The 19,293-nt window shown below is 69.4% G+C and carries 17 protein-coding genes and 1 tRNA gene; 6 read left to right on the forward strand and 12 right to left on the reverse strand.

Annotation, left to right across the window (positions count from 1 at the left end; all coding sequences use genetic code 11):
• Nucleotides 1–57: 57 nt before the first annotated feature.
• The 7 genes from IE246_RS12625 to bluB form a co-directional block, all read right to left on the reverse strand.
• Nucleotides 58–1,323 (reverse strand): glycosyltransferase, encoded by a 1,266-nt coding sequence (locus tag IE246_RS12625; RefSeq protein WP_189990059.1) that lies wholly within the window; start codon nt 1,321–1,323, stop codon nt 58–60.
• A gap of 28 nt (nt 1,324–1,351) precedes the next feature.
• The gene (locus IE246_RS12630) at nt 1,352–2,122 is read right to left on the reverse strand and encodes a sulfotransferase family protein (RefSeq protein ID WP_189990062.1); all 771 of its coding nucleotides are present in this window, start codon (nt 2,120–2,122) and stop codon (nt 1,352–1,354) included.
• A gap of 112 nt (nt 2,123–2,234) precedes the next feature.
• Nucleotides 2,235–2,960, reverse strand: a complete 726-nt coding sequence (locus IE246_RS12635; RefSeq protein ID WP_189990066.1) for an HAD family hydrolase — start codon at nt 2,958–2,960, stop codon at nt 2,235–2,237.
• The gene (gene choV, locus IE246_RS12640) at nt 2,957–4,027 is read right to left on the reverse strand and encodes a choline ABC transporter ATP-binding protein (RefSeq protein ID WP_189990069.1); all 1,071 of its coding nucleotides are present in this window, start codon (nt 4,025–4,027) and stop codon (nt 2,957–2,959) included. Before choV ends, IE246_RS12635 begins: the two co-directional genes overlap by 4 nt.
• 2 nt (nt 4,028–4,029) lie before the next feature.
• Nucleotides 4,030–4,896, reverse strand: a complete 867-nt coding sequence (gene choW, locus IE246_RS12645) for a choline ABC transporter permease subunit (protein ID WP_189990071.1) — start codon at nt 4,894–4,896, stop codon at nt 4,030–4,032.
• 160 nt (nt 4,897–5,056) lie between these two features.
• Nucleotides 5,057–5,995, reverse strand: a complete 939-nt coding sequence (locus tag IE246_RS12650; protein ID WP_189990073.1) for a choline ABC transporter substrate-binding protein — start codon at nt 5,993–5,995, stop codon at nt 5,057–5,059.
• Between the two features lie 79 nt (nt 5,996–6,074).
• On the reverse strand, nt 6,075–6,734 hold the full coding sequence (gene bluB, locus IE246_RS12655; protein ID WP_229837022.1) for a 5,6-dimethylbenzimidazole synthase: 660 nt from the start codon (nt 6,732–6,734) through the stop codon (nt 6,075–6,077).
• Between the two features lie 99 nt (nt 6,735–6,833).
• Between bluB and betB the strand changes: the two genes are divergently transcribed.
• On the forward strand, nt 6,834–8,327 hold the full coding sequence (gene betB, locus IE246_RS12660; protein WP_189990076.1) for a betaine-aldehyde dehydrogenase: 1,494 nt from the start codon (nt 6,834–6,836) through the stop codon (nt 8,325–8,327).
• A 22-nt stretch (nt 8,328–8,349) separates the two neighbouring features.
• Here betB and IE246_RS12665 read toward each other — a convergent pair whose 3' ends face one another.
• Nucleotides 8,350–9,213 carry a transglycosylase SLT domain-containing protein gene (locus tag IE246_RS12665; protein ID WP_229837024.1) on the reverse strand — a complete coding sequence of 288 codons (864 nt, stop codon included), beginning with the start codon at nt 9,211–9,213 and terminating at the stop codon, nt 8,350–8,352.
• Nucleotides 9,214–9,321: 108 nt separating this feature from the next.
• Nucleotides 9,322–10,278 carry an N-formylglutamate amidohydrolase gene (locus tag IE246_RS12670; RefSeq protein WP_229837027.1) on the reverse strand — a complete coding sequence of 319 codons (957 nt, stop codon included), beginning with the start codon at nt 10,276–10,278 and terminating at the stop codon, nt 9,322–9,324.
• Between the two features lie 264 nt (nt 10,279–10,542).
• On the opposite strand from IE246_RS12670, the gene IE246_RS12675 reads away from it, so the two are divergent.
• A tRNA-Val gene (locus IE246_RS12675) sits at nt 10,543–10,617 on the forward strand.
• A gap of 206 nt (nt 10,618–10,823) precedes the next feature.
• On the opposite strand, the gene IE246_RS12680 is transcribed toward IE246_RS12675, so the two are convergent.
• Entirely contained in the window at nt 10,824–11,990 is a 1,167-nt protein-coding gene (locus tag IE246_RS12680) for an MGDG synthase family glycosyltransferase (RefSeq protein WP_189990081.1), read from the reverse strand.
• 438 nt (nt 11,991–12,428) lie between these two features.
• Between IE246_RS12680 and IE246_RS12685 the strand changes: the two genes are divergently transcribed.
• The 4 genes from IE246_RS12685 (at nt 12,429) to IE246_RS12700 (ending at nt 15,963) form a co-directional block, all read left to right on the forward strand.
• Nucleotides 12,429–13,091: a DUF6962 family protein gene (locus IE246_RS12685; RefSeq protein WP_189990082.1), complete on the forward strand. Its 663-nt coding sequence runs from the start codon at nt 12,429–12,431 to the stop codon at nt 13,089–13,091.
• A 63-nt stretch (nt 13,092–13,154) separates the two neighbouring features.
• The gene (locus IE246_RS12690; RefSeq protein WP_189990085.1) at nt 13,155–13,835 is read left to right on the forward strand and encodes a lysophospholipid acyltransferase family protein; all 681 of its coding nucleotides are present in this window, start codon (nt 13,155–13,157) and stop codon (nt 13,833–13,835) included.
• Entirely contained in the window at nt 13,832–14,767 is a 936-nt protein-coding gene (locus IE246_RS12695; protein ID WP_189990088.1) for a fatty acid desaturase family protein, read from the forward strand. Before IE246_RS12690 ends, IE246_RS12695 begins: the two co-directional genes overlap by 4 nt.
• A complete protein-coding gene (locus IE246_RS12700; RefSeq protein WP_189990092.1) occupies nt 14,764–15,963 on the forward strand; it encodes an SAM-dependent methyltransferase in 1,200 nt (399 codons plus the stop codon). The genes IE246_RS12695 and IE246_RS12700 overlap by 4 nt, the downstream gene beginning before the upstream one ends.
• Nucleotides 15,964–15,980: 17 nt before the next feature.
• Here IE246_RS12700 and IE246_RS12705 read toward each other — a convergent pair whose 3' ends face one another.
• Together IE246_RS12705 and IE246_RS12710 are read right to left on the reverse strand one after the other, a co-directional pair.
• Entirely contained in the window at nt 15,981–17,726 is a 1,746-nt protein-coding gene (locus IE246_RS12705; RefSeq protein WP_189990095.1) for a B12-binding domain-containing radical SAM protein, read from the reverse strand.
• Nucleotides 17,727–17,802: 76 nt separating this feature from the next.
• Nucleotides 17,803–19,284, reverse strand: coding sequence for a B12-binding domain-containing radical SAM protein (locus tag IE246_RS12710; protein ID WP_189990098.1), 1,482 nt, complete (start codon nt 19,282–19,284; stop codon nt 17,803–17,805).
• Between the last annotated feature and the right edge of the window lie 9 nt (nt 19,285–19,293).

The following is a 19,293-nucleotide window of genomic DNA, read 5'->3' on the forward strand; positions in this document are numbered from 1 at the left end:
TTCCTCGTCGGCGGATGGCCCGTTGTCTGGAGCGATTCCTATAGCGAGATCTCGGGTCTATCGCCAGTCCGTTCCCGGCGGGGCGTCCGGGTTGCGATCGCGCCATCGGCCCGGGTCGGCGGCGGTCTCGAGCAGGGCATCGTACATGTCGTCCATGCGGAAATGCCGCTCGGCGTAGTTCCGGGCTGCCTCCCCGAGGGCGTTCCAGCGGGTGTCACGCGCGGCAGCGGAGTCGAGGCACGCGTCGAGGTCGTCGAGGCTGTCGCCGAGGACGACGATGCCGGCGTCGTCCAGGCGGCGAAGGTTGTTGTTCGGGGCATGCAGGACGACCGCGCCGCGCCGCATGGCATTGGGAACACGCTCGCTGACCGACCCGGTCATGCCGTTCGGGTTGGTCGTGACCAGGCACGCGGTCTGCTTCAGCATGTTCAGGAAGTCGGGGAAACTCACGACCGGCGACAGGATGCAGTCCGGGTGGCGGGACGGAAGCGGCGGCAGGTCGGTCGCGATGATCCGTGACGGATAGCGCGAGACCCGGTCGAGCAGGGCCTGCCGGGACCGGTGGTTGGCGAATCGCGAGAGCATCTCCAGCGCGGTCCGCCCGGCCCGGCTGCGGAGATCGAACCGGATGTCCAGCGACGCGACGGCCTGCTCCAGCGCCCGCCATACCGGCAGTCTCGGACTGCCGGCCAGCAGCTCGGCCGCGGCCTCGATAGCCTCGAGCGGTTTCGGAAACGTCGCGAACCCGTGTCGCCAGGCAGCCCGGAAGCTCTCCGGATCGGTGTAGCTGCCGACGAACAGGATCGGCAGCAGTCGGCGGGACGGCGCGAGCCAGCTCGCTTCGTCGTTGAGCCCGACGTCGTGATACATCGGCCGCCCGGGGACCAGCCGGGCACCGGAGACGTTGATGGCCTCGGCATAGGGCAGCGAGTCGTGATCGTGGAGGACCGCGACCTTCCGCTCGAACGCGGCCTGATGGAAGCCGAACGACCCCTCGTAGAAGGGCGGATTGCCGGCGAAGGTGATGAACACCTTCCGGATCGCCCTCACGTACGCCGGCGAGCCTTCCGCCGGTATCGGCCAGGACGGCGCCTGGCTGCGTTCGGTCACCACGAATCCGTAATCGTCCGACGACAGCAGCGACTGGAATTCGGAGACGTTCCTGGGGTCGACGACCGCGACCTTCCGACCGGACGGGGCGAGGGCGCGGTACGAGCAGTCGTAGTGGACCTCGTGCAACCGGTGCGGATCGAGATTCGATTCCAGGGTCGGCAGGACCAGGATCACGCCGTCGGCCGGCCGTCCGGAAGATCGGTCGCTCATGGCTCTGCTCGCTGTCGGCGATCGGCCGTCATGCGGTGAACCGCACCTCCGACACGTCGATGTTGCGGCTGCCGGGCTCGGCCCGGACCTGCAGGTAGGAGCGCCCGGGGATCCGGCGGTCGCGCTGCTCGGCTTCTGCCGGCGGCGCGAAGCGGTCCCGGTACAGTTCCTGGGCAAACCCGAACAAGTCCCTGTCGGCCTCGGACCGGGCCTCGAGCTCGGCGTCGAACCGCTGGTCGATGCGGCGCTTCTCGGGGGTGAACTGGAAGGCCGGGTAGATCACCCCGTCGATCTCCAGCATCGCCGCCAGCAGCGCCATGAACTCGTCGAGCCGCTCCTGGAAACCGAACAGGTGGATGCGGGTCTCGAGCTGTCGCTTGGCCTCCGAGACCGGGTCGCCGTCCGGCCCGGTGGCGCCGGTCAGCAGATGCACCGCCCAGTTCGCCTGGGTCCACGTGAGCTCTTCCACCACCGTCTCGGGTGGCCGCTTTTGCAGACGGACGATCATCGCCACCAGGCTGCGCAGGCGCTGCACCGGGTCCCGCAATACCGTGAAATAACAGGTGTCGCCGCGGGCCAGCCCTTCGGCCGGGCGCTCGTGGCCCATCGCGACCTGCGCAGCGGAGAGATCCGGCGACTTGCCGCCGATCCGCCGGGCCTCGTTGGCCGAGGTCAGGCCGCGGATCGCCGCATATCCCTCCAGCACGTAGCGCAGGGTCGTGCCGCCGCATTTCGGGACATGCAGGTAGTGCACCCGGCGGTCGCTGCGCGCCAGGTCCGGCCGCGCTGCGCGGTTCACGAGGTGAGGTTTGCGGTCGACATACATCGGCTGGGTTGGGGCAGGGGCGGTCGGTTTCGGCCAATGGCACCCGGACGGCCGGTTTCGTCAAGGGGCAGGGGCGGGGAGCCGGTCAGGCCGGGTCGGTGCCCAGCAACGCGGGTAGCGCGTGCACGTCGGCCAGCACGACGTCGGCCAGCGGCACCAGGACCTGCTCCGGCGAGGTCCCCGTCAGCACGCCGACCACGCGGCCGCAGCCGGCGGCACGCCCGGCGGTCAGGTCGGCCGGCGAGTCGCCGACCATCGCGACGTCCGCCGGCGCCAGGCCCATGGCGGCGCAGAACGCCAGGATCATGCCCGGCTCCGGCTTGGCACCGTGTCCGGAATCGTACCCGGCGACGAAGTCGAGATGCCCGGCGATGCCCAGGCGGCCGACGGTCGCGTGCGCCGCCTTCTCGGCGTCGTTGGTGGCCACGCCGAGGCGCAGGCCGCCGCCGCGCAGTCGGTCGAACAGGACGGGCAGGTCGCCGACCGGGGCCAGCAGTTCCAGCCCCCGGCGCTCCCAGAACTCGTCGAGCCAGGGGATCAGTACGTCGAGCTCCGGAAGCTCCGGACTGAGGTCGCGCCACCGCGCGGCGATCACGTCGACGGTGGCGGAGGCGAGGACCGTGCCGGGCAGTACGCGACCGCTCACCGGGTCCCGGCCGGTCGCCTGCAGCCAGGCGGCCGCCATTCCGGGCCGGCCGATCCGGCGCGCCAGGGCCTCGGCGCTCTCGACATAGACCGGCGTCCAGCTCTGCTCGAAATGGATGAGGGTGCCGTCCTTGTCGAAGACGATACCCCTGATACCGGCGGTCATGCCTGCTGGTCCCGAACCGTGTCCCCTTGGCGCCTGCGCAGCAGGCCGTCGTAGATCTCGGCCTCGCCTACCACGCCGAGCAGGGCGCCGTCGTCCCCCAGGACCGGGAACGGGCCGCCGTGCCGGCGGGCCAGCGCCACCAGCTCCCGCATCGGGGTGTCGGGGGCGACCGCCCGGTCGCGCTCGACCGCCTCGCCGTCGCCCGCCGGCCGCATCAGCGACGCCGCGCACAGCACGTTCAGCGGGTTCACGTTGGCCACGAACGCCCGGACGTAGTCGTTGGCCGGCCGGGTGACGATCTCCTCCGGGCGCCCGTACTGGACGATCCGGCCGCCCTCCATGATGGCGATGTGGGTGCCGATCTTCAGCGCCTCGTCCAGGTCGTGGCTGACGAACACGATGGTCTTCTTCAGGCTCCGCTGCAGGTCCAGCAGCTCGTCCTGCAGGTGCTCGCGGATCAGCGGATCGAGGGCCGAGAACGGCTCGTCCATCAGCAGGATGTCGGCGTCGGTCGCCAGCGCCCGCGCCAGCCCGACGCGCTGCTGCATGCCGCCCGACAGCTCGTGCGGGCGTTTGTCGGCCCACTGGTCGAGCCGGACCAGCGCCAGCTTCTCGTCGACCAGCCGCTCCCGCTCGGCCCGCGCCAGGCCGCGCAGCTCCAGCCCGAGGCCGACGTTCTCGCGGATCGTGCGCCACGGCATCAGCGCGAACTGCTGGAACACCATGGCGATCCGGTCGGTGCGCAGCCGGCGCAGGGTGGCGGCGTCGCAACTCGCCACGTCGACCTGATCGCCGCGATCGGCGATCAGCACCTTGCCGCGGCTGACCTTGTTGAGGCCGTTCACGCAGCGCAGCAGCGACGACTTGCCGGAACCGGACAGCCCCATCAGCACGCAGATCTCGCCCTGCTCGATGCCGAGCGTGGCGTCGCGCACGCCGACCACCGCGCCGGTCTCCGCCAGCACCCGGGCGCGGTCGGCACCCTGGTCGATCAGGGCAAGCGCCGACTTCTGGGTCGCCGGCGTGCCGAACACCACGTCGACGTGGTCGAAGGTGATGGCGTCCATGGTCAGTGCCCGCCTCCCGAGCCCGGGGGCTCGGTCTGCCGCATGATCCGGTCCATCAGGATCGCCACGATCACGATCGCGAGGCCCGCCTCGAAGCCCTGGGCGATGTTCACGGTGTTCAGCGCCCGCACCACCGGCTTGCCGAGGCCGTTGGCGCCGACCAGGGCGGCGATCACCACCATCGACAGCGACAGCATGATGCACTGGGTGACGCCGGCCATGATGGTCGGCATGGCGTGCGGCAGCTCGACCTTGAGCAGCAGCTGCCGGCGGGTGGCGCCGAACGCCTCGCCGGCCTCGATCAGCGGCTTCGGGACGTTGCGCACGCCGAGCTCGGTCAGCCGGATCGGCGCCGGGATCGCGAACACCACCGTCGAGATCAGGCCCGGTACCACGCCGAGGCCGAACAGCATCAGGGTCGGGATCAGGTAGACGAATGTCGGGATCGTCTGCATCAGGTCGAGCACCGGCCGGATCGCGGAATAGAACCAGCGGTTGTGGGCGGCGTAGATGCCGATCGGCACGCCGATCACGACGCAGACCAGGGTGGCGGACAGCACCAGGGCGAGGGTCTCGACCGTGGCTTCCCAGTAGCCGAGGTTGAGGATCAGCAGCAGCCCGACCACCACCAGCGCCACCAGCGCCTTGGACCGGTGCAGTCGCCAGGCGAGTGCGGCGATCAGCGCGATCAGCAGCACCGGCGGCACCGCCGACAGCAGCCAGATGACGCCCTCGATGGCCCAGCCGAGCCCGTCCGAGAACGCCCGGAACTGGTTGTAGAAATTGTCGGTCAGCCACTCGACGAAGACCTTCACGCCGCGCCCGAGCGCCAGCTTGTTGTCCTCGAAGAACGCCGAGATCGGGTCCATGCCCTAGCCCCCACCGTCAGCCGCGCTTGGGTCCCGGATCGGCCGCGCCGGGGCGCGGCCGTCCGGGATGAGGGGAAGAGGATATCGTATCACTCGTCCTCGTCCCGGCCGCAGCGGCGGCGCCGCGAAGAGCCGGGACCCAGGCGGCTCGAGCCCAGCCTCAGAGGCCGAGCTCCTTCTTCACCGCCTTCCTGGCGTCGCCGCCCTCCTGGGTGGTCACGCCCTCGATCCAGGACATCACCATCTCGGGGTGGGCCTTCAGGTACTTCTCGGCCGCCTTCTCCGGCTTCATCCCGTCGTCCAGGATGTAGCCCATGATGGTGTTCTCCATGTCGAGGGTGAACACCAGGTTGGACAGGAACCTGCCGAGGTTCGGGCACTCCTTGGTGAGGCCGGCGCGGACGTTGGTGTAGACGGTGGCGCCGCCGAAGTCCGGGCCGAAGTAGTCGTCGCCGCCGGCCAGGTAGGCGATGTCGAAGTTGCTGTTCATCGGATGCGGGGCCCAGCCCAGGAACACGATCCATTCCTTGGCGCGGACCGCGCGGGCGACCTGGCTCAGCATGCCCTGCTCGGACGACTCGACGACCTCCCAGCCCTTCAGGCCGAAGGCGTCCTTGTCGATCATGTCCTGGATCAGCCGGTTGCCGTCGTTGCCCGGCTCGATGCCGTACAGTTTGCCGGCGAACTTGTCCTTGTGGGCGGCCAGGTCGGCGAAGCTCTTCACGCCGGCCGCGGCCACGTAGCTCGGCACCGCCAGGGTGTACTTCGCGCCCTCCAGGTTGGCCCGCAGGCTCTCGACCGAGCCGTCGTCGAGATACGGCTTCAGGTCGGCGGCCATCGACGGCATCCAGTTCCCGAGGAACACGTCGACGTCCTTGTTCTTCAGGCTGGCATAGGTCACCGGCACCGACAGGATCTGGGTCTCCGGATCGTAGTCGAGCGCGTCCAGCACCACCGAGGCGGCGGCCGTGGTGGCGGTGATGTCGGTCCAGCCGACGTCGGAGAACGTCACGTCCTCGCAGGATTCCGGATCCGCGGCCATTGCCGGTCCGGCGGCGAGGATAGCGGCGGCCAGCGCCGCGCCGAGCGAGTTGCGCATGTTCGAAGCCTCTCCGATGTTCTTTTGATTGTGCTAGAGCATGCAGTTTGAAACCGGAAAGGCAAGGCGGGCTGTTCCGTCAGCGGCGGATCGGGTCGCGTCCATGCCCGGTTCGGGCCTGCCAGCCGGCCCGTTCGAGCTCCGGTACGACGTGCTCCTGCTCGGGCCGGCCGAGGCACAGATAGGCGGTGAGCGACCAGTCCTCGGGTACGGCGAGGTCGCGGCGCAGCCGGTCCGGGTCGAGGATCGACACCCAGCCGACGCCGATCCCGTCTGCGCGGGCCGCCAGCCACAGGGTGTGCACCGCCATCACCGTGGAATGCTCCAGGGTCTGCGGCATGGTGCGGCGGCCGAGACCGTGGCCCTGGGCGGTGCCGGTGTCGGTGAACACCGCGAGCTGCACCGGCGCCCGGTCGAGGCCGGCCAGCTTCAGCGACGCATAGAGATGCCGCCGTTCCTCGGGTTGCGCGCCCAGGGCGTCGGCGTTGGCCTCGGTGAAGTTGGCCCGGACCGCGGCGCGGGCGGCGGTCGATTCCACCGCCACGAAGCGCCAGGGCTGGCTGTTGCCGACCGAGGGCGCGAGATCGGCGAGACCGAGCAGCCGGTCGACGGTTCCGGGGGCGACCGGGTCGGTCCGGAACCGCCGGACGTCCCGGCGCCAGCGCAGCAGCGTCTCCAGGCCGTCGCGGAACGCGCCGTCGAAGACGGGAGGAGGCTCGATCGGGGTCAATCCGGTCACATCCGCTCGTGGTCGGGGGCGTGCCACCCTGACCGCATCCTGGCCTCGAGGGAACCGTCGGCCTTTCCCCCATGCGTCACGAACGGTAGAACCGCCGTCATGACGACACTCGACCCCATCCCGCTGTGGATCGACGGCCGCCCGGTCGACGCCCGTTCCGGCCGTACCTTCGCCACCGAGAACCCGGCGACCGGCAAGCCGCTGGCGGCCGTCCAGGAGGCCGGGCCGGAGGACGTCGACGCCGCCGTGGCGGCGGCCAGGGCTGCGTTCCCGGCTTGGTCGCGCATGACCGGCACCGAGCGCGGCCGGATCCTGCACCGGGCGGCGCAGATCCTGCGCGAGCGCAACGACTCGATCGCGCATCTCGAGGTGCTGGATACCGGCAAGCCGGTCTCCGAGGCGATGGCCGTCGACGTGGCGTCCGGCGCCGACTGCCTGGAGTTCTTCGCCGGCCTGGCGCCGGCGATCGCCGGCGAGCACATCGACTTGGGTGGCGGCGGTGGGGGCAGTGCCGGCGGCGGCGCGTTCGCCTACACGCGGCGCGAGCCACTCGGCGTGTGCGCCGGCATCGGCGCCTGGAACTACCCGATCCAGATCGCCTGCTGGAAGGCCGCGCCGGCGCTGGCCTGCGGCAACACCATGGTGTTCAAGCCGTCGGAGATGACCCCGGTGACCGCGCTCGAGCTGGCGAAGGCGCTGGCCGAGGCCGGCGCGCCGGCGGGCGTGTTCAACATCGTCCAGGGTGCGGCCGAGACCGGGGCGGCGCTGGTCGGACACCCGGACGTCGCCAAGGTGTCGCTGACCGGCTCGGTGCCGACCGGCAAGCGGGCGATGGCTGCGGCCGCCGCTACCCTCAAGCACGTCACCATGGAGCTCGGCGGCAAGTCGCCGCTGCTGGTGTTCGAGGATGCCGACATCGAGAACGCGGTGTCTGCGGCGCTGAACGCCAACTTCTACACCCAGGGCGAGATCTGCTCGAACGGCACCCGGGTGTTCCTGCACCGGCGGATCCGAGACGCCTTCGTCGACGCGATGATGCCGCGCATCGGGCGCATGCGGATCGGTGATCCGATGGACCCGGCGACCACGATCGGCTCGCTTATCTCGAAGCCGCACATGGAGAAGGTGCTCGGCTACGTCGAGAGCGGGATCAGGGAAGGCGCGACCCTGCTGTGCGGCGGCGCCCGGGTCACCGACGGCGCCTGTGCCGACGGCTGGTTCGTGGCGCCGACCGTGTTCGAGGCACCGGATGACACACTCGCCATCGCACGCGAGGAGATCTTCGGCCCAGTCATGACCCTGATGGTGTTCGACGACGAGGACGAGGCCGTCGCCCGCGCCAACGCCACCCCGTTCGGGCTGGCGGCCGGGCTGTTCACCCGCGACCTGGCGCGCGCCCACCGGGTGGCGGCGCGGCTGGAGGCCGGCACGGTGTGGATCAACGACTACAACCTGACGCCGATCGAGATGCCGTTCGGCGGCGTCAAGCACTCGGGTCTGGGGCGCGAGAACGGCCTCGCCGCGATCGAGCACTACACCCAGCGCAAGTCGGTGTTCGTCCAGCTCGGCGACGTGGCGACGCCGTTCACCTGAGCGGCCGCGTCGGCTCGGTGGGTCAGCCGCCCGCCCGGGCGGCGGCGCGCTTGCGCTTCAGCTCCTCCCACTCGGCCATGACCTCGGCCTTGCGGGCCTCGAAGGCGGCGGCGGTGCGGGCGTTGACGATCTCGCGCTGCCGGCGCAGGAATTCGGTGTTGGCGGCGCGGGCCGCCTTGATCATCTCGTACTGCTGGGCGCGCCTGGACCGTTCCCGGGCGAGTTCGGCGCGGTGCTGGTCGGCGGCGCGGGCCTGCGGGGTCACCGGCACGATGGAGCCGGCGGCGGCGGTGACCAGGTTGGTGCGCTGGCCGTACCACAGGTCGTAGACCCGGCCCTGATAGGCGTCGCCGCGCCGGTCGTCGCGGCTGTGGTAGTACGCGACCGCGTCCTTCCAGGTTCCGACCTCGTCCTTCAGGTCGCGCAGGAAGGCGGCGGCGTAGTTGGCATTGGTCTCCGGGTCGAAGGCCTGGTTCAGGTCGTCGAACGCGTCGGCGTGGTAGTACAGGTTCACCTGCATGCAGCCGACGTCGATGTTCTTCACGCCGCGCGCCTGCAGCTTCATGACCTCGGCAATCGCCGCCGCCTTGCTCGGCAGGTATCGCCCCCGGCCCTCGGCCATCACCGTCCACGGCCAGGCAAAGCTTGCCCGGTGCGCCTGGTCCCAGCGGCCGGTCTCGGCCAGCGAGATGGCGCCGAGCAGGTGCGGCGCGATGTGGTGCCGGCGCTCGGCCGCCCGGGTCGCCTCGATGCAGGCTTCGTGGGCGGCAGGCGTCGGTGTCGAATCGGCCCGCGCCGCGGCGGCCTCGACGGGCATGCCGGTGGCCGCCAGGGCCAGCAGCATCAGGATGCGGGGCAAGATGCGGGGCAGTATGCGAGCGGTCATGCGTCACCTCCTGCGCGAAGGGAAGCAACCGGCGTGCCACTCTTCGAGCGGACGCGCATTGCGCGGGCGCAGGCGAGGGGGCGCGGGCGAGGGGGCGAGGGCGGGCGGTCAGTCGGCGTCGCCCCACGGGCGGTGCGGGTCGAAGCCGCCGACGACGGCGATCAGCCGGCGCATGTCGGCGGCGACCCGGGCGAAGCCGGGGGTGCGCTGGAACCGGCGCTCGTTCATGTACAGCCCGCGCTTGACCTCGATCTGCAGGGCGTGCACCCCGGCCTCGGGGCGGCCATAGTGCCGGGTCACGAAGCCGCCGGCATAGGGGGTGTTGCGGTGCACGCGGTAGCCCTGGCGGGCCATCACCCGCTCGCAGCGCTGCACCAGCACGGTCGAGCAGGAGCCGCCGTGGCAGTCGCCCAGCACCATGTCGGCGACCGGATGGGCGCGGCCATCGGCGCCCAGCGTGAGCACGTTCGAGGGCATCGAGTGGGCGTCGAGCAGCACGCAGTAGCCGAACCGGTCGAGGGTTGCCTCGATGGTCTCGGCGAGGGCGGCGTGGAACGGCCTCCAGCAGGTCTCGATGCGGCCGAGCGCCTCGGCGAAACTGAGCTTGCCGCGGTAGACCGGGGCCGAGTTCGAGACGACCCGGGCGATCGTGCCGAGGCCGGCGGCGATCCGGGCGTTCTGGGTGGTGACGTAGTCCGGCAGCGGGTCGTGGAACATCGCCGGGTCGAGCTCGAACGGCTCGCGGTTGGCGTCGACGTAGACCCGCGGGAACTCGGCCTTGACCAGCGGTGCCCCGAGTTCCGGCGCGGCGCCGAACAGCTCGTCGACGAAGGTGTCCTCGCTGGAGCGCAGGGTGAGCCGGTCGAGCCCGGTCCGGGCCAGCAGGTCCTCGGGGTAGCGCTGGCCGCTGTGCGGCGACGACACCACCACCGGCAGGGTCTGGCGCGGCGGCCTGACGACGGTCACCGGGCTCTCGAATGCCGGGGGCTGCGGATCGGTGCGCGCCGCCACCGGCTGGCGGTTGGACGTCCGGCCGGCGATCCAGGCGAATGGCTCGGGCGGCACGGACGGCCCCGGATCTGGGAGGCCGCCGGCGGTCTCTCGCCCAGGGTCGAGAACCTCGTCCATGGCTTCTGACTTAGAGCAAACCCGCGGTTCTGTCACCGGTTCCGGTGGCCGCCGCGGCGGTCGCGGCGGTCGCGTCGAAAAACCGTCGGCGACGCGGCGACATGGGCTTGCATTGCGCCGCCGGGGGCATTATGAGGAGCGTCCTTGCGGCGCCGCAGTCCCCGGGCAACTTCCCGGGATTTCCCGATAGGCGCCGCCGGCGGGCGCGTAGCTCAGCGGGAGAGCACTACGTTGACATCGTAGGGGTCGCTGGTTCAATCCCAGCCGCGCCCACCATTCAAATCGACCGACTTGCAGGCAGGATCTCTTCCGGCATCGGCGCGGAGGGCCGACCAGCGCGTCCGGCGCGCCGGGGCGGGCGGGGTGCCGCCGATCCCCACGGCACCGTGGTCGCGGCGGTGAGATGCCGGTTCTCCGGCAACGACGACCGGAGTCCGGGACGCGCCGGACCGGAAGCCCCGCCGACACCGGCACGAAGACGGCTATCCGGTCGGGACGGCGGACCCGGCCCGCGCCAGAATCGCCCGGACGACGGACGGTATTTCGCTCGGGGTGGCGTTGGGGGACGGATTGGGGGCGCCAGCCCGGGGGCGGGGGCCGGCGGCCAGGCAGGTCGCCAAGGCATCGCGGAACTGTCGGGGCGTTGCGAAGGTCTGCCCGGCCCCGCTCTCCGCCAACCAGCGCAGCACCGCGCGCTCCTGCGGCAGGACCTTGGAGCGGTCGACCAGGAGGGGCAGCCCCATCGCCAGCGCCTCGCTGATCGATTGCGGCCCGGGCTTGCCGACGAACACGTCGCTCACCCCGAAATACGCCGCTACCTCGCGGGTGTATCCCCGGATCACCGCGGGATAGGACAGGTTCGCCGCCCGCAGCGCGTCCGCCAGCGCTTCGTCGCGGCCGCACAGGAAGATGGCTTGGACGTCGCTGCCACGAAGCGCTTCGGCGAGCGCGAGCATCCGCCGGCTGCCCTGGCCGCCATACAGCACGCAGACGACCGGACGATCCGGGTGGAGGCCGAGGCGGCGGCGCGCCGCGGCAATGTCCCCCGGCCCGCCGTCGACGAAGGCAGGGCGCACCGGCAGGCCCGCGGTGCGGTGCAGGCGCTCCGGCGGATGTCCCTTGGCCACCGCCTGGCGATAGCCGGGCGCCGTGCCGCAGATAACGTGATAGTCCGGCCGTCTGGGCAGCCAGACCGAGCGCGTCAGCTCGGCCCAGTCGGTCATCAGCACCGCGAAGGGTACGTCGCCGTCGCGATAGGACTTCAGGCTGTCGATCATCAGCGGATTGATCAGCGGCAATACCGAGATCACCAGGTCCGGACGCCGGCGCTCCCACAGGGCCGCGAAGGCGCGGCGACCGGCCGCCGCCAGCAGGCGCACGTTCATCACCGCCAGGGCATAGAAGCCGAGGCAGAACAGGCCCGTCCAGCCCCGTCGCATGATCAGCTCGTTGTAGACCTGCTCTACGCTGAGGGGTGTGAAACGGGCAAACAGATCGAGATGCGGCAAGACCTCCTGGTATGCGTTGACCAGGGAAACCCGATAGCCGCCGGCGCCCTCCAGTATCTCGGCCAGGGCCTCGGCGACGGCGCGGTGGCCGCCGCCCGCGTCGGTGAAGACGATTACCACATGAACGTTCCGGTCGGCCACGGGCGCATCCCTCGGTTCGCGGGCACCATGGTACTCGGCCCGGCTGTCTCCGAAGTAGCGCACCGGTTCCGCGATGGTGAACCGAATTTCCACCGGAGCGGCACGGCGCGCTCCCGACCGGGCGCGCGCCGCACGCCGGCCGTGCCGAGAGACGTCTCGTTCAGGGGGGACGCAGCGGGTCATGCCGCGCACGTCGACGTGGGCCCGTCACCCCGGGTCCGCAGGTTGGCGCGGTTCTCGGTTGCGACTGACAGCCTTTCGCGAAGGACGAGGTCCCGCTGCGGCCGGGGTGGCGAATCCGCCAGTTCTGACGTCGATACAAGACCCTCGACGACCAGGTTTATTTCCGTAGAGTGCTATCGTCGCACCGGCTTTCCGGCGCAAATCGTGCGGTGGTCCGTCGGGTGCCTGGCTGAGCACGATCGCCGGAGAAATTCATTGACCCCGCTCGCCCTCTCGGCACTGACCGACGTCATCCTCGCCTGCGAGATCTTCTTCCTCACCGGTCTCTCGGTGCGGTCCGACACGGCGCCCTGGTCGGCGGCCTGGTGGTGGAGCGTCACGCTCGGCCTGACCGGCCTATCGACGATGCTGGGCGCGATCGACCACGGCTTTTTCGAGGGGGTCGTTCCCGACGCACATGCCGTCGCCATGTTCGCGACGCGGGCGGTTGTCGCGGTCGCCAGCTTCACCATGCTGGTATCGACCGCCCGGCACTTCCTCGACGGGGGCTGGTGCCGCATCGTCACGGCACTGGGTGCGGCCGGCTTGGCGGTAACGCTCTGGCAGCTCTGGGGCGCCGACAACTTCCTGATCGTGGTAGCCGCCTATTCCGCGGTTCTGGTGCTGACGCTCTGCTTCCACCTGGTCGGGCTGCGGAACGGCAGCGGGTCGCTGTGGATGTGCGCCGCCATCCTGCTGATCCTCGGCGCTTCGGTCATGGTCGTGCTCGAGAGCGAGGGCCTGCCGGGCCTGGGGCTGTTCGCGACCTATCACATCCTGCTGATGCCGGCGGTCGCAGGCCTGTATCTGGGGGGCCGCCACCTCAGCAGGACCACCCGCGCTGCCGGAATGGTGCCCGCGCAGCCGGCCATGACCTGAGCGGAGGCGGCACTGCGGCGCATTCTTTCCTCCACCGCGTTCTACACCCAGGCTGTCGTGATCATGGCGAAGGCCGCCGGCAAGGCGCGGCGGGGCCGGCTTGACAACGCCGACCTGGTTGCCGGCAGCCATGCGCTGCTGCGGGCGCTGAAGCGGGTCGGCGTCACCTTCGACGTCTCCGGCACCGAAAGCCTCGGCTTGCGGCAGGGTCCGTTCGTGTTCGCGGCCAACCACGTCAGTCCGCTCGAAACCCAGGTCCTGCCGGCGATCCTGGAGGCCGCGGCGCCCTGCACCTTCATCGTCAAGGAAGGGCTGACGCGCTATCCCATTCTCGGCCCGGTGCTGCGCGCCTTCGACCCGATCATCGTCGGCCGCACCGACCCGCGCGCCGATCTCGACCTGGTGCTGCGCGAAGGCACGGCACGCCTGAAGCGCGGCATTTCGGTGATCGTCTTCCCGCAAGCGCATCGGGCACCGCGGTTCGATCCGCGCGGCTTCAATTCCCTGGGCATGCGGCTGGCGCGGCGAGCCGGGGTGCCGCTGGTGCCGATCGCCCTCGAGACGACCGCGTGGACACCCGGCGGGCTGATCCGCGACATCGGATGGATCGTGCCGGCCCGGCCCGCGCGCTTCGCCATCGGCCTGCCGACACCGGTCGAGGCGAACGGCAACGAGGCGCACCGCCACGTCGTGTCCTTCATCGAGAACCAGCTCGCCGAATGGGCGGCCGGGAAGGGCGGATGATCGACAAGGCCTATTACGAGACCCGGCTGACGATCTATTTCGGCGATCTCCTCCTGTCGACCGCGGTGTTCGTCGCCAGCTTCCTCTGGTGCCTGCAGGCGCGCGGCGCGCTCCTCGCCGTGGCGTTCGTCATCTGCAGCGCCGCGATCTACCGGGCCGGTGCCTTCATGCACGACATCGCGCACCGCCAGCGCGACCCCAGGATGAAGATCTTCAACGTCTTCTGGAACCTGACCATCGGGGCCATCATCCTTTCGCCGTCCGCCCGGTTCTACAAGCCGCACCTGACCCATCACAGCACCGGCCTGTTCGGCACCAGGAACGATCCGCAATACCTGCTGCTGCGCAGCAACCGGAAGCTGGCGGTCTTCGTGCTGGGCTTCATCCCGTTCCTGATGCCGCTGCTGAACCTCTTCGATACCGTGGCCGCGAGTTTCGGCACGGCCATCGAGGAACGCCTCGACCGGTATCTGCAACGCTACGGCTACACGATCGGCGCCGATATCGACGAGCGCTACAAGCCGGAGGTCCGGTGGTACAGCCGCTTCGCCCTGCTGCTGTTCGCCACGTACGCGGTGCTGGTGCCGGAGATCCTGCCGCTGATGTATGCGGTGCAGGTGGGGGGCTGGGCCCTGACGACCTGGCGGATCCCCCTGGAACACAGCATGCGCTGCCATGTCGAGGCATCCGACAGCCGCGACCAGATCACGGACACCTTCACGATCGAGACGCCGCTCGACGCGGTGCTGCAGCCCCTCGGCCTGCGCTTCCACACCGCCCACCACATGTATCCCGGGGTTCCCTACTACAATCTCCCCGCCCTGCACGCCGAGCTGAAGGCCAAGGACAGCGACTATCGCAGAACCATCGTTTCCTTCTGGGACGCCCTGCGTGGCCCGAAGCCATTCGAACTGAGGGACGACAAGACATGAAGCAGGCTGCGAAGGACATCGCGGCGAAGATGCTCCAGGCCGACCCCGGTGCCAGCTTCGCGGTACAGTTCTGGGACGGCGACGGTTTCCAGGTGGGGGACGGGACGGACTTCGTCGTGTCCTTTCGGACCCGCGCCGCGCTCGGCCGGACATTCGGCGACGGCTTTCTGGGCTTCGGCGAGTCCTACATGGCCGGCGAAATCGAGGTGGGCGGAGACCTTCTGGAGCTGCTGCGCCTCGGCCACCTCGCCGGCTTCGGCGACCAGAAACTGTCGGTGAAGGAAGCCGTCCGGTTTCTCGGGCTCTATCTTCTGCACCAGAACACCAAGCGGCAATCCAAGCTCAATATTTCGCACCATTACGATGTCGGTAACGACTTCTACGCCTTGTGCCTCGACGAAAGCATGACGTACACCTGTGCCTATTACAGGACACCCGATGACGACCTGGCCACGGCGCAGCGCAACAAGCACGAGCTCGTCTGCCGGAAGCTCCTGCTGGAAAAGGGCATGCGGGTTGCCGATCTCGGCTGCGGCTGGGGCGGCTTCCTGATCCATGCCGCCCGGACGTACGGCGTCACCGGCGTCGGCGTGACCCGGTCGCAGGAGCAGTGCGACTTCGCCAATCGGCGCATCGCCGAGTACGGACTGCAGGACCGCATCGAGGTGCGCTACCAGGACTACCGCGATCTCGACGGCGAGTTCGACAGGGTGGCGACGCTCGGCATGCTGGAGCATGTGGGCAAACGGTTCATCCCGACCTGCGCCGGCAAGATCGAGGAACTGTTGGCGCCGCAAGGCCTGGCGCTGCTGCATTTCATCGGCAATGACCGGCCGTGGCCGGACGACCCCTGGTCGATGAAGTACATGTTCCCGGGCAGCCACATCCCGGTGCTGTCCAACGTGATCCAGGCGCTGTCGATGCGGGACCTGGAGATCCGCGACATCGAGAACCTGCGCCAGCACTACATCCTGACGACGCGCGCCTGGCGGGACAATTACGAGCGCAACGTCGACCAGATCCGCGCGATGTTCGACGAGGTCTTCGTCCGACAGTGGCGGCTGTACTGGAACCTGGCGATCTCGTCGTTCGAATGGGGCGGCAACCGGCTGTTCCAGATCCTCGTCTCGAAGGGCGCGAACGGCACCAACAACAACACGCTACCGCTCACCCGGGCGCATCTGTACCGGGAGTGACGGCCGCCCGCAGGGTGCTACTCCGCTGCGGCCACCGGGGCGTCGGGGAACCGCGCCGTCGCCGCGGCCGAAGGCAGCGGCTCGATGTGGGTGTGACGGTCGAGCCGGCCGCGGGCGCGCTCCCACCGCAGGTACAGCTCGAGCGCGTAGCCATAGGCCAGCAGGCCGGCGATCCGGGAGAGGTTGACCGTATTCCAGGCGATCTGCCTGATCGCGTGCGGGATTGCGGCCGGTTTGGGCAGGCCGGGACGGCGGGACCGTCGGTCGCGGAGCCGCAATCCGCCGCTGTCGAGCGGATGCACGCGCTCGTGGCAGGACGCGGAGTAGGCGCAGACGAAGGTGCCGCGGACCACGTCGACGTTCACGCCGTAGCGCAGGGCGCGGGCGATCACGGTCTTCAGGTAGCGCATGGTGTAGAAGCGCTTCCACGTGTCCCAGTACAGCGCCTCCCACTGGTCCCGTGACATCAGCGGGTGGGCGACGACCGGGTGCACCGTGTCGTAGCGGTTCAGGTCTTCGTCCATCTCGACGCCGTCCGCGACCGCCTTCTTGTGGTCGGCCGAACCCGGATGCGGCGTCAGCAGGAACGCCGACAGGATGTCGACCGGGATCTCCTCCTGGATGATGCGGACATCCTCGGCGACCCGCTCGGGCGTGTCGTTCGGCAGGCCGACGATCATCGCCCCGTAGATCAGCATGCCGGCGCGCCGCCAGGCCATCGCCATGTCGCGCATCAGGTGCATCTTGTTCTGCCCCTTGGCCGCCGCCTTCAGGTTGTCGGGGCGAACCGACTCGATGCCGATGAACACCCGCTTGATCCCCGCCGCCCTGCAGGCGTCGACGAAGCCGTCGATGCGGTAGGCGAGCGCGTCCACCTGGATGGCGATGTCCCACTCGACGTTCAACTCGCGTTGCAGGCGCTCCATCGTCGCCGTGATCTCGCGCCAGACCGGGCTGCGCGCGAAGTTGTCGTCGGTCACGAGGAAATGCCGTCCGCCGCCGGCGTGGCACTCGCGCAGATACGCTTCGATCGCCGACGGGTCGCGGTGCCGCATGGCGCGGCCGTGGAAGTTGATGATCGTGCAGAAGCTGCAGATGAACGGGCAGCCCCGTCCGGTCTCGAGGCCGAAATGCCGCTCCACGGTCCGCGCCGCCAGGCCGTGCTCGGCGCGCGGTCGCGGCGCGGTGCCGAGGTCTGCGGGCCGGGCCAGACGGTCGTAGAACGGCTTGACGGTGCCTGCGACGACGTCGGTCAGCAGCTCGTCCACATGCGGCTCGAACTCGCCGGCGAACAGGCTGACGCCGGCCTCGGCCGCGCCCGCGAAGGCCGGCTGCCAGTCGGGCACCATGGCCCGCGAGCCGCTGACGTGCACGCCGCCGATGACGACCGGATAGCCGGCGGCGGTGAACGGGCGGGCGATGTCGAGGGCGCGGGGAAACTGGCTGGTCTGGACGGCCACCAGCATGACCGCCGCATGGTCGAAGCCGGCGAGCCAGCGCATCAGCCTGTCCGGGCGCACGACCTCGGAGACCTCGTCGATCAGCCGTCGTTCGATGTCGACGTCCGGCCCGGCCGCGCGGCGTTCCGCGGCATCGGTGATGACGCTGCCCATTACCGCCAGGGCGTTGTTGACCACGTAGGACCGCCACCACTGGATCACGTACCCGTCGTCGTCGTAGTGCGACGGCTTGATCAACAGCAGGCCGAGCCGCTTCCTGCCGGAAAGCCGCCCAGGTCCCGGCACGGCGGATACCACGGTCATCGGCGATGCCCCCTTCATCGCGGTGTGCTCAGAACCCCGACGGACGGAGTTGCGGCCCCGGAGCCGGCGGCAACCGCTATTGTACGGTCGATACGCGAGGCCGACCCAGGCCGGCAAATCGCCTCCGCAGTTCGGCGTGGATCCAGCCTGCGACGAACTTCGAGGCGCGAACCAGGTGGTTCGGGTAATGCAGCGTCATCTGTACGAACATCTTGAGAGACGCCGGCTTCAGATAGAACGACAACAATATCCGGTTGTAGTGACGATCCAGCTGTCGGACCGTCATCCCCTCCGGCGTCCAGATGAAGACCATGCCGTTCATCTTGTCCCAGTGCTCGTCGCGGATGCGCGTGCCGAATAGGTCCATATAGATCGGCGAGCCGGGATAGGGGGTGAACTTGGTCAACTGCATCTCCTGCATGGGAATGCTGGAGATGAACGCCTCGGTCTGCGCGATCGTCTCTTCCGTTTCGCCGGGGTAGCCCAGAATGAACAGCCCCTTGACGCGTATTCCCGCTTCGGCCGACCAGGCCACCGCCTGCCTGGATTTCGCGACCCCGAGCGATTTCTCCATTTTCTGCAGGATCTCGTCCGAGCCGGATTCCAACCCGTACATGACCTCCCAGCAACCGGCCCGCTTCATCAGGGCGAGCAGTTCGGGGCGCACGGAATCGGCCCGGGCCAGGCAGGTCCAGGTCAGTCCCAGCCGCTCCTCGATCAGGAGATTGCAGAACTCGGTGGCCCGTTTGCGGCTGGCCAGGAACAGGTCGTCGACGAAGATGATGTGGCGGACGCCGTACTGTTCCTTCAGATGCCTCATCATCTCGACGACCTTGCCGGGAGAGTAGTGTCTCATCCGGCCGCCGAACGTCGACGTGTCGCAGAACCGGCACTTGAAGGGGCATCCGCGCGAGGCCGCGATCGAGGCGACCGGGCCGTGCGGAAACTCGTAGACCATGGGCAGGTAGGCACGGGGGAAATCCGGCAGCAGGTCCCAGGCCGGAAACGGCAGCCGGTCCAGGTCCTTCTCGACGGGGCCCGGCGCCGTGCCCCGGGGCCTGCCGTCTTCGTCCCGGTAGATGATGCCGTTGACGCTGCCGATGTCGCCGCCGGAACTGTAACAGGCGAGCACCTGCGACAGGGTCAGTTCGCCTTCGCCGACGACCGCCAGGTCGAACTCCGGGAACCGCGACATGGTTTCGGGGCCCATCGAGGAGACGTGCGGACCGCCGACCAGGATCCTGGTTTCCGGTAACCGCCGCTTGACGCCCCGGGCAATCGCCGCCGCGTTGCTGACTCCCACCGTGAACAGCGTGAAACCGACATAGGCGGGCCGCATCGACACGATCCGCTCGATCGTGTCCGCCACGTCGAGGCCCTGGATGGTGCACTCGATGATGCTCGCCCGATAGCCGTCCTGGCGGACCTGTGCGGCCAGATGGAGCAAGCCGAGCGACGGCGAGTTGTCGGCGATGTGCCGCACGAACTCGTAACCCGGCGCGATACGCTCGTAGGGCGGGTTGACGAAGACTATGGAGTGCTGGCTCGGCTGGTCCATGCGTCTCCC

Source organism: Thalassobaculum fulvum, from assembly GCF_014652915.1.
Taxonomy (GTDB): domain Bacteria; phylum Pseudomonadota; class Alphaproteobacteria; order Thalassobaculales; family Thalassobaculaceae; genus Thalassobaculum_A; species Thalassobaculum_A fulvum.